The 9670-nt window shown below is 54.0% G+C and carries 6 protein-coding genes; 5 read left to right on the top strand and 1 reads right to left on the bottom strand.

Translation table 11 applies throughout. The annotated features are described in order from the left end of the window. Positions 1 to 207 precede the first annotated feature (207 nt). Positions 208 to 1779 carry an excalibur calcium-binding domain-containing protein gene (locus WD012_RS08515; protein WP_422614389.1) on the top strand — a complete coding sequence of 524 codons (1572 nt, stop codon included), beginning with the start codon at positions 208 to 210 and terminating at the stop codon, positions 1777 to 1779. Positions 1780 to 1842: 63 nt separating this feature from the next. Here the strand turns inward: WD012_RS08515 and WD012_RS08125 are convergent, their stop codons facing one another. Continuing rightward, on the bottom strand, positions 1843 to 3945 hold the full coding sequence (locus tag WD012_RS08125) for a DUF6020 family protein (protein ID WP_339563249.1): 2103 nt from the start codon (positions 3943 to 3945) through the stop codon (positions 1843 to 1845). Positions 3946 to 4083: 138 nt separating this feature from the next. On the opposite strand from WD012_RS08125, the gene WD012_RS08120 reads away from it, so the two are divergent. The 4 genes from WD012_RS08120 to WD012_RS08510 form a co-directional block, all read left to right on the top strand. Continuing rightward, positions 4084 to 6114 (top strand): GH25 family lysozyme, encoded by a 2031-nt coding sequence (locus WD012_RS08120; RefSeq protein ID WP_339563248.1) that lies wholly within the window; start codon positions 4084 to 4086, stop codon positions 6112 to 6114. A gap of 88 nt (positions 6115 to 6202) precedes the next feature. Beyond that, on the top strand, positions 6203 to 7798 hold the full coding sequence (locus WD012_RS08115; RefSeq protein WP_339563247.1) for an NAD(P)/FAD-dependent oxidoreductase: 1596 nt from the start codon (positions 6203 to 6205) through the stop codon (positions 7796 to 7798). A 150-nt stretch (positions 7799 to 7948) separates the two neighbouring features. Beyond that, positions 7949 to 9574, top strand: coding sequence for a glycoside hydrolase family protein (locus WD012_RS08110; protein WP_339563246.1), 1626 nt, complete (start codon positions 7949 to 7951; stop codon positions 9572 to 9574). Further along, the coding region (locus tag WD012_RS08510) for an S-layer homology domain-containing protein (RefSeq protein ID WP_422614390.1) at positions 9492 to 9670 on the top strand (179 nt) is incomplete at its 3' end. The genes WD012_RS08110 and WD012_RS08510, both read left to right, overlap by 83 nt.

Here is a 9670-nt window from a genome sequence, read left to right as displayed (position 1 = left end):
GGGGCGTCTGCCTTGCGGGACCTTCCCGTATCCGGGGGGTGTGTTTTCGTGGACGGTTGTCCGGCGTGCGGCCTGTCCGGGGGCCGGCGGTCGTCGGGTGCTCTCCATTGGTCGGCGTGTACGTCCAATCGGTACATGCAAGACGAGTAGTCTGTACATCGGGTTGCCGAAGTTCACTCTTTCGGCTGGAGAATAGAAGGAGAGCCCATGGTGTCAATGAAGCGTGTATTTCCCGCGGCTTTATGCGTCGTCGCGCTTGGAATGACGGTCACGATCACTGTTTCCGCCGCTCAGGCGGCTGAGCCGGATGCTGAATCGGTGCTATCAACATTGACTGTTGTTCCACAGCATAATATTGCCGGATATGACAGAACAGAGTTCGCGTATGATACGGTCGACGCCGACCATGATGGTTGCAGGACGCGCGACGATGTGCTCGCCAGAGATCTCGACAATGTCGAGCGACAGGGGTGCACCGTGGAATCCGGTTCGCTGCGCGATCCGTATACCGGCGGAACCATTGCATTTGTTCGCGGGCGTCAAACCTCCTCGGCTGTCCAGATAGACCACATCGTTGCGTTGCATGACGCGTGGAATGATGGGGCATCGGCATGGAGCAGACAACAACTTGAAAGCTTCGGCAATGACCAGTTCAATCTGGCAGCGGTGGACGGACCTGCGAACCAGCAGAAAGGCGACCAGTCCGCAGACGAGTGGGAGCCGTCGAACGCCGTGGCTCAGTGCCCTTATGTCGCCCAGCAGATAGCAGTGAAGCGCAAATATTCACTGGGCGTTACTGCCAACGAGCGCAATGCCATGAATCGTGTGCTGAATACTTGCGAAGGGTACCCATTGCCATCTGAGGGAACCAGTCTGGTAAGGGCGGTGATCGCCCGGGGAGGAAGCCAGCCTTCAGGTCATCCGTTTGTCGACACCGGGACGATATCTTCCAACGGCGAGCGGTACGAATTCCGGGGCATGAGTAATGTGCTCCGCCAGGATATGGCCGCTTTCCTGTATCGTTGGGCGGGAAGCCCGGACTATGCTCCGTCCGAGAGCGATATGCGCATGTTCGCGGATGTAAGCTGGTCAACCCCACACGCCAAGGAGATCTGGTGGCTTGCCCATGAAGGCATCAGCGTCGGATGGGCGGAACCGAATGGTTCTCGGACGTTCCGTGGTATGGATTCGGTGAAGCGTCAGGATATGGCGGCGTTCATGCGCAAACTCGCCGGGGTGTATGGGCCCGCATCGGGAGCTGGTATCGCATTTGCCGATGTGACGCCAGCCACACCGCATTATGCCGATATTCTCTGGTTGGCGAAAACCGGTGTCAGCAGTGGCTGGACCGAGAGCGATGGCAGGGTCACGTTCCGTGGTATGGATTCGGTCAAACGTCAGGATATGGCCGCGTTCCTGTATCGTCTTGCGGGGAAGCCCGCGAGTCCGGAATCATCGAACACGTGGATTTATGATCGTTATGTTGATGTGAACGAGTCGACTCCACACTGCCATGACATCTATTGGCTCACTTTGAAGGGGATCAGCGAGGGATGGGTGTATACCCCGCCGCAACCGCCGGTGACCCCATCCAAGCCGTCCCAACCATCGCAGCCGGCCAGGCCGTCCCAGCCATCTAATCCTCCTGCAACGGTGTATTACAAGAACTGCACCGAGGTCAGGAAAGCGGGGAAGGCGCCTTTGCGCCGCGGGGATCCGGGGTATCGCAGCGCCTTGGATCGCGATGGCGATGGTATCGCCTGCGAGACGAAACGGTAGAAGCTAGAATTGTGGGTTGTGGCTTCAGAGCATTGGAATCGGATTGCCCTGAAGCCACAACTGTTATTCGTTGGGTTGTGTCTCCGGGCGCTTGATCATCGTCTCGCTGATGAAGGGCGCTGTGATGATGAACGCCATACCAAACGCCAACGGCCAGGAGTACCTGAATTGGTGCATCGGTTGCACGGCCATAGTGCACACGGTGAGCATCGCGGGCGCAAGGAACAGAAGATTGCGATACCGGCGTTGCGCAAGGCAGGCAAGCAGCGCAAGCAACGGCAACCAAAGCGTATATATGCCTTCGCGCATCAGTACGCCGATTACAGGAGTATCCTCCATGATCGAATAGACGGAAGAACCGACCTGCTGGGGAGCGGATTTCTGATACTCCTTGTATTCGGGCAGAATCATGTTGCCGCCCTTTTCCGGCCATCCCCAACGGACGAAGAACCCTTCGTCGTATGCCCCGTCCAAGACGAACGGTTTCAATGTCCAGATTGTTGATTCAAGATATGTTTTTGGATGGCGCAGACCTTGCACGGCCCACACTTTCATAAACGCCATCAGATTCTTCGACGTCGTCTTTCTGTCGTAGCAATCCTTCACCGGATCGGAGGCATTGGTTGTGAAACGATGTTCGATTTCTTCTATCGGACATGAGAATACGGCAGTGATGGCATCACGTTCGGTTTCGGTCATTTCGTCACCATGGCGGATAAGCGCAGCCACCCCCTGCTGTAGGGGTAGCGCAATCATCTCTTGGATTCCTCCGGGAGCGACGTGCAACTGGGGATAGGCAATCTTCGGTATTATCAGAGTACTCACTCCCAATGCGACAATCAGCATTGCGGTGATAATCCGCTTGTGCATGAAAACAAGTAAAACCACCAGAGCTGCGACAATGACATAGATCCCCAGTTTTTTGGTCAGCCCGCACAGCATGGCAAGACAGTAGAACGCGAGAAGAAAGCGCCAGCCCAGGCGTTCTTCCCGCTGCACCCTTCTGATATATTCGACATACAGTACCGACCATAACAAGTAAAACGGCATGAACGTCAAGTCCTTGACGACGCTCATGGACAACCGGCCGAAAACAGGTATCAAAGCGTATGCGGCAGTAATCACCAGGCACAGTCTCCATGACACGCCAAGTTTGCCGCCAAGATACGAGATGGTGATACCGAGTGCCGCGGTGATAGCTATCACATGGACGATTGCCAGGAGCATGAGTCCGAACGCCTCATTGCCGACAGCAAGTCCAAGATGATCGAAGGCCCCATAAATCAAGCTATCGAACCAGGGATGTTGGTCGCTGAGATGGTATTGTGCAGGCAAATCGAGTCGTGTGGACGGGTCCCATGCTTTGCCGGTTCTCATCCAGACCAGCTGGGCCACGGTGTCCGCGGCGATATTCGCAGGTGCCATCATGATGATCCAAGGGATCCAGCACAAGAGTATGGTGCCGGTGATGATCATGACGTGAGGAGTCGTGAACGAACGATATACTCCCTTACTCCATGACAGGCCTTTCCATAGGCTCGTCCAAACCCTGGAAAAGATATTCCCCGAAACATTGTCATCAGGGGCGTCGATCTGATTCGAGTTATTCTGATGCTGGTGAATCCGCTGGAACATCCAAGCAATAAGTACGGTGAACAACGCCGCTACAGACAACCAGCGTATGCCTTGATATATCGCGGAGAATACGCGGAATCCAAGATCAGGCGCGGCATCTGCAAAGGATTCTCCGACACGTATCCTTCCCATGCTGCTGAAGGTGATCGACCATGAAACACCTGCCCCGCCAAGCGCCGCCAGAAAACGGATCCGCCTTGTTGCTCCTGCAAAGACCTGTACTGCCGGTATGCAGAGGACGGTAAGTGCAAGAACCAGCAGAGCAGGTGGGACACTGCCGTTGATATTTATAGCGTGCACATCATCAAGAAACGTGTTGAGGCGACCTTGCGGAAGGAAATCACCTGCTGTCCGATACGGTAGAAGCAACGAATAGACGGATGCCAAAGAGACAATGACGCTCCAAACCGCGATAAGGATATCGTGCGAATGCGTCTTGCCATCATCTGCCGGAGACGTCCGACTGATTGCATTGATGGCTTTCGAATTGATAAGCACGTTGTCGTCAGTGATTGTTCTTTGTCCGCTCATGATTCACCAATGTAGCCTACTGACTGGCCCATGGGTAATGCTCACGGGGGTGAGGGGTGACAATGTATGGCATTATGCGATAATAAATCACAGATCGGCAGATTGTCCGTCGGCAACAGATTGTGAGGTTCGGAATACATGAAAGGAATCATCAGACGAATCTTAGGTTGTGTTATCGCGGTGCCGTTGGTGGCTTTTCCTTTGCTGCTGGAACAGTCGGTAACAACAGCGGGCATGCAGGAAACGCACGACCGGGCTGTGGACACATCTGATGAATCCCGCACTCTTACGGACAGTTCGTCAAACGTCGAGAGCAGCAAGGTGGCCATGCCGGAAAATCCGAATGTCGCTCTCCCTCAACACGTGTCATCGAAGGTTACTGATGAATCAACGGTGATTTCGCCGCAGCTTGCCGTTTCCTCTTCTGGAGTTGTCAGGAATTTAAGGAACGGTACCGTAATCACCGACCCGAAGATTGTGGGCACGACCGATAAAGCGCCGGATCCGTTGGCGAGAACAGGTGGCAGAACTTTCATTCCGGTATCTGTGGCAGAAGTACGAGAAGCGATATCCGATTCTGGCAAAGAAACCCGGCAACAGAGTGCGTCGGTCGAAACCATTGCTTTCAGCGGGAACGAGTATGGCGCCCATTGGGGGGAGTATAACGGCTCTTCTGCATTCTTCGGGCGTAAAGCGGTCAAGAATGGAAATACGAAAAGCAAGGTTGACGTGCTGTTTGCTCAACAAGCCAAGAGAATCGTTGATGTTTCCGAACACCAGAAGACCATAAATTGGGAAGCCGCGAAAGCAGATGGCGTACAGGGCGCGATTATACGTATCGGATACGGCTGGGGCAATGGATTCGACAAGTATGCGGTTCGGAATATTAACGAATGCAAACGCCTCGGCATCCCGTTCGGGGTGTACCTGTATTCGTACGCATATGACGCGAATACTGCTGCAAAAGAAGGCAGAAGCATGGCAAACCTGTTGAGAGAAGCAGGGGTTTCTCCTCACGACATGCGCTTGCCAGTATATTACGATCTCGAAAAATGGGTATGGACAGGGCACACGCCTCCGTCAGACCCCAATGTGAACAGCGCCATCGTTGACGCATGGTGGAGGGAATTGCAGTCAGCCGGGTATACGAATCTCGCTGTATATTCCTATACGAGCTATCTGAATAGTGCTTTGAACAATACGAATATCCATGCAAAAACGAAATGGGTTGCGCAATATGGCCCCAATATGTCCTATACCGCGTTCCCGACGAACGAACGTGCATGGCAATATTCGGACTGTGGCAGCATCAACGGTATTTCAGGCTGCGTGGATATGAATGCTTATGGAAACAAGAACCCGGCGGGTGACCCGTTGCAGGACTATCAAGTCAAAGGCGCCATGGGACAGGAGTGGCAATCCATAGGCGCCGGGAACAGCGTCATCGGGTGGCCGATAGCCGAAGAGGTGTGCAATTGGACAGCAGGAAACGTGAATTGCTACCAGAATTTTGAGCATGGCGCGATTTCATGGACTCCATCGACCGGAGCACATTATACGGCGGGGCAGTTGCGTGAAAAATGGAGAATGACCGGATTCGAATCAGGAAAGCTTGGATATCCAATCGCCGATGAGCAGCGTCATGCTGGGAATTGGTGGAGTCAAAGTTTCCAACACGGAGATATCTGGACTAGGGGGACAGAAAACAAGTTCATCGTGCTTGATTCTATGCGAAAGGCTTTTAACGCGAATGGCGGGTTCAAGTCGTTGGGCGGCCCGGTCGCGGATGAGCAGAGCATGGGCGGGGGCTGGTGGCGTCAGCGGTTCCAGAACGGGGACGTGTGGTGCAACGGTTCCGGCAAGTTCTTCGTGGTGAAGTTCGATCTGCGTGATTCGTGGAACCAGCATGGCGGCTTCTCTCGTGTGGGTGCGCCTGTGGCGAACGAGGAGAACATGGGTGGCGGGTATTGGCGTCAGCGGTTCCAGTACGGGGACGTGTGGACGAGGAACGGCTCGCGTGAGAAGTATGTGGTGTTGCTGAGCCTGCGTGACTCGTATTACGCGAATGGCGGGTTCAAGTCGTTGGGCGGCCCGGTCGCGGATGAGCAGAGCATGGGCGGGGGCTGGTGGCGTCAGCGGTTCCAAAACGGGGACGTGGTCGTGCACTGATCGGCTTCATGACGGTTGAATCCCTGACGTCGCAATTGACATATATGGTAATACTATTGGTTTATTCCGTAAGGAAGGTTGTAATTCGATGACCGATACTCAGTCTGTTGTCATTATCGGCGGCGGCCCCGCCGGTCTGACTGCTGCGTATGAGCTGCTCAAAGACGGTGGAGCAGCCCGCTATAATGTCACAGTCCTTGAAGCAAGTGACGAATTCGGCGGTATCTCGAGAACGGTAAAGCATAACGGGAATCGTATGGACATTGGAGGCCATCGTTTCTTCTCGAAGGATGACCGTGTCATGGACTGGTGGAAGAACATTCTGCCGCTTCAAGGAGCGCCTTCATATGATGACAAGAAGCTCGGCCGAGTCCATGATCTTGAACCCGGCGGTCCGGATCCGGAAAAAGTGGATGAGGTGATGCTCAAGAGGCACCGCGTATCCAGAATCTACTGGCACGGCAAGTTCTTCGACTACCCGGTGAGCTTGAAATGGGACACACTCAAGAACATGGGATTTGCCCAGACCATGAAAGTCGGGTTCTCGTATCTCAAATCGCTGATTCACAAGCTGCCTGAAGACAACCTCGAGAACTTCTACATCAATCGTTTCGGGCGTGCGCTGTATGGCATGTTCTTCGAAGGATATACTGAGAAGCTGTGGGGACGCCGTCCGAGTGTTATTTCCGCGGATTGGGGTTCACAGCGCGTGAAAGGTATCTCCATTACGGCTGTGCTCAAGGACGCGTGGGACAAGCTTCTGGGGAAGCAAAAAAAGACCGGTGAGGGAGAAACCTCGCTGATTGAGGAATTCTGGTACCCAAAGTATGGTCCAGGCCAATTGTGGGAGACCGTGGCAAAAATCGATATGGGCAATGGATGCACCATTCTCAAGAACGCCACCGTAACCAAGGTCAACGAGAAGGATGGCGCCATCTCATCGGTGGTGTATCGCGATTCTCAAGGCGGGGAACACACGGTGTACGGTGATGTGTTCATTTCCTCGATGCCGATTAAAGACCTCGTCAACGCGATTGATGCCGGTGAAAGCGCGGAACCTGTCAGCAAGGAACAGCTGACCATCGCCAACGGTTTGCCGTATCGTGATTTCGTCACAGTGGGTCTGCTCGTCGACAAGCTGAACCTGAAGAATGAAACTTCTATTCCGACCCTCGGCAATCCTCCGATTGTTCCTGATTGCTGGATTTATGTGCAAGACACCAGCGTCAAGGTCGGTAGAATCCAGATATTCAATAATTGGAGTCCCTATCTTGTTAAGGATGTCGATAATAAAGTCTGGATCGGTCTCGAATATTTCTGCAATGAAGGTGACGATTTTTGGAACCAGACCGATGAGGAAGGAATCAACTTCGCAATCGAAGAGTTGATTCGTATGAAGATTATCGGCTCAAAGTCCGACGTGCTTGATGCCCATCGAGAACGCGTGAAGAAAGCCTACCCTGCGTATTTCGATACCTGGTATGACATGGATAAGCTGACCCCTTGGCTGGACAGCTTCGGAAACCTGTATTGCGTTGGCCGAAACGGACAACATCGCTATAACAACATGGATCATTCCATGGTCACTGCGATGGAGGCGGTAAGCAATATCAAGAGCGGACGAAAAGACAAGAAGAACGTCTGGTCGGTCAACACCGAAAAATCCTATCACGAGGCAAAGTAGCATCTTCATTGATGTGTAAAGGAATAGCGGTATTTCGCAAGACAGCCGTGGATTGCGAAATACCGCTTTCTTATAATTGTTGCAGGTCCGGCTTTTATCGACGCCGAACCCGGTGAGAAATTTCTATAGAGATATAGAGAGGTATGGAAGATGGGGCTCCAGAGAAGGCCAAAAGGCTTATTCCACTTTGTTTGCATCATACTCGCGGCATCAATGGTGCTGATGACCGCCGCGACGCCGGCCCAGGCTGACGTGCTCCCGGACGTCATGCTTGGCGTCTTCAGCAACAGCGCGAAGGATGGCACGGACACATTTTACATGTCGCAGGATGGTGTCCATATGGAGAAAATCAGCGAAGCATTCAAGGACTTGACGCCGAACAACGCTGCGGAGAACAAGGCGCAAGGCTCTCGCCAGGACGGCAGGAAGTACGACTTGTATGCTTTCAGCTGCCCGAGCATCATATTCCACAACGGATACTTCTGGATGCTCTCGAACGAGGCCAACAGCGGCAATGACCATACGTTGCGCCTTGTGGTGTCGAATTCAAAGGATCTTGTCCATTGGTCGGACCAGCGGCAGGTCAAAATAGCAGTCCCTGCGAATGTGCATAGCAACGGTACGGGGAATCAGTTCGACGCTGTAGCCGCGGATTGGGCTGTGTCGCCGGCGGGCATCCCATATGCTGTTGTATCGCTGGGATACTATGGTGCTTTCCACGGGCATCCTGAAAATGACACTATGTACCCGTATCTGGTCAGGTTCACGGAACTGTACGCGACGAATGACCCCGCCAAGAATCCGAAGGCCAATGATCCGACGGTGCTTCACGCCCAAGCAAAGACCGCTGAACCAATTGACCTTTCTCTTAAGGACAGCAACCGTATCGATGATTCCTTGTATTTCGAAGGCACGTCGGCGTACCTTTCCATTAAACGCCATGGAGTGACCAACGAAATCTGGAAGAACAACGCCACGTTGACCGGGAAATGGTCACTCGTCAACAGCAATGTCTTGACCGGGTATGAAGCTCCGTCGCTGACAAAGTATAACGGTCGGTACTACTTCTATACTGACCAGCTGGCAACTTGGACGCCTGATGACCATGTGCGTCGTCCCTACTTCAGCACGGGCACGCACGTACAGATGTCCCAGCGACTGCAATCCGGGTGGACTTCGCCATCACTGGTCAACGCCTATACATCATCAGGTGCATCGAAGACGGTGAACACGGCGAATAATGCCGATGGCGACGGTCCTCGACATGGTACTGTGATCACGGTTACCGACCCTGTAGCCAAACAAGTGATCTGGAATCTGCGCAAGAACGCGGGCTGGAAAACCTCGACACCGCCGCAGCAATCGACATTCATCGATGTGAATAACCGGTCTGAAGTACTGGCCAATAATGATTGGTCCGCGACGCCGCATGCGGAGGATATCGCGTGGCTTGCTGATACTGGTGTGTCGACTGGTTGGCCGGAGCCGGATGGTTCCCGTACGTTCCGTGGGATGGATTCGGTGAAGCGTCAGGATATGGCTGCGTTCCTTCGTCGTGAGGCGAGGCGCCTGGGTGTGGGTGACGCCTCCTCGTGGAAGCCGTCGGACGCGGATTGGAGGCGGTTCCGTGATGTGACGCGGGATACGCCGCATGCGGAGGTTCGGCGGGATGCTGCCGGTGTACCGTCAGGATATGGCGGCGTTCCTGTATCGTCTGGCGGTGAAGGCCGGCAGGGGCGGTGGTGTCGAGCCGAGGTCGTTCTCGGATGTGTCTGATGCGACGCCTCATGCGGCGGAGGTGCGTTGGCTTGGTGGTTCGGGTATTTCCACGGGGTATCCTGATGGCACGTTCCGTGGGATGCTGCCGGTGTA

It is taken from the genome of Bifidobacterium thermophilum (assembly GCF_037482445.1).
GTDB lineage: Bacteria > Actinomycetota > Actinomycetes > Actinomycetales > Bifidobacteriaceae > Bifidobacterium > Bifidobacterium thermophilum_B.
Note: the sequence above shows the minus strand (reverse complement) of the source record. Positions and strands in the feature narration are given on the sequence as shown.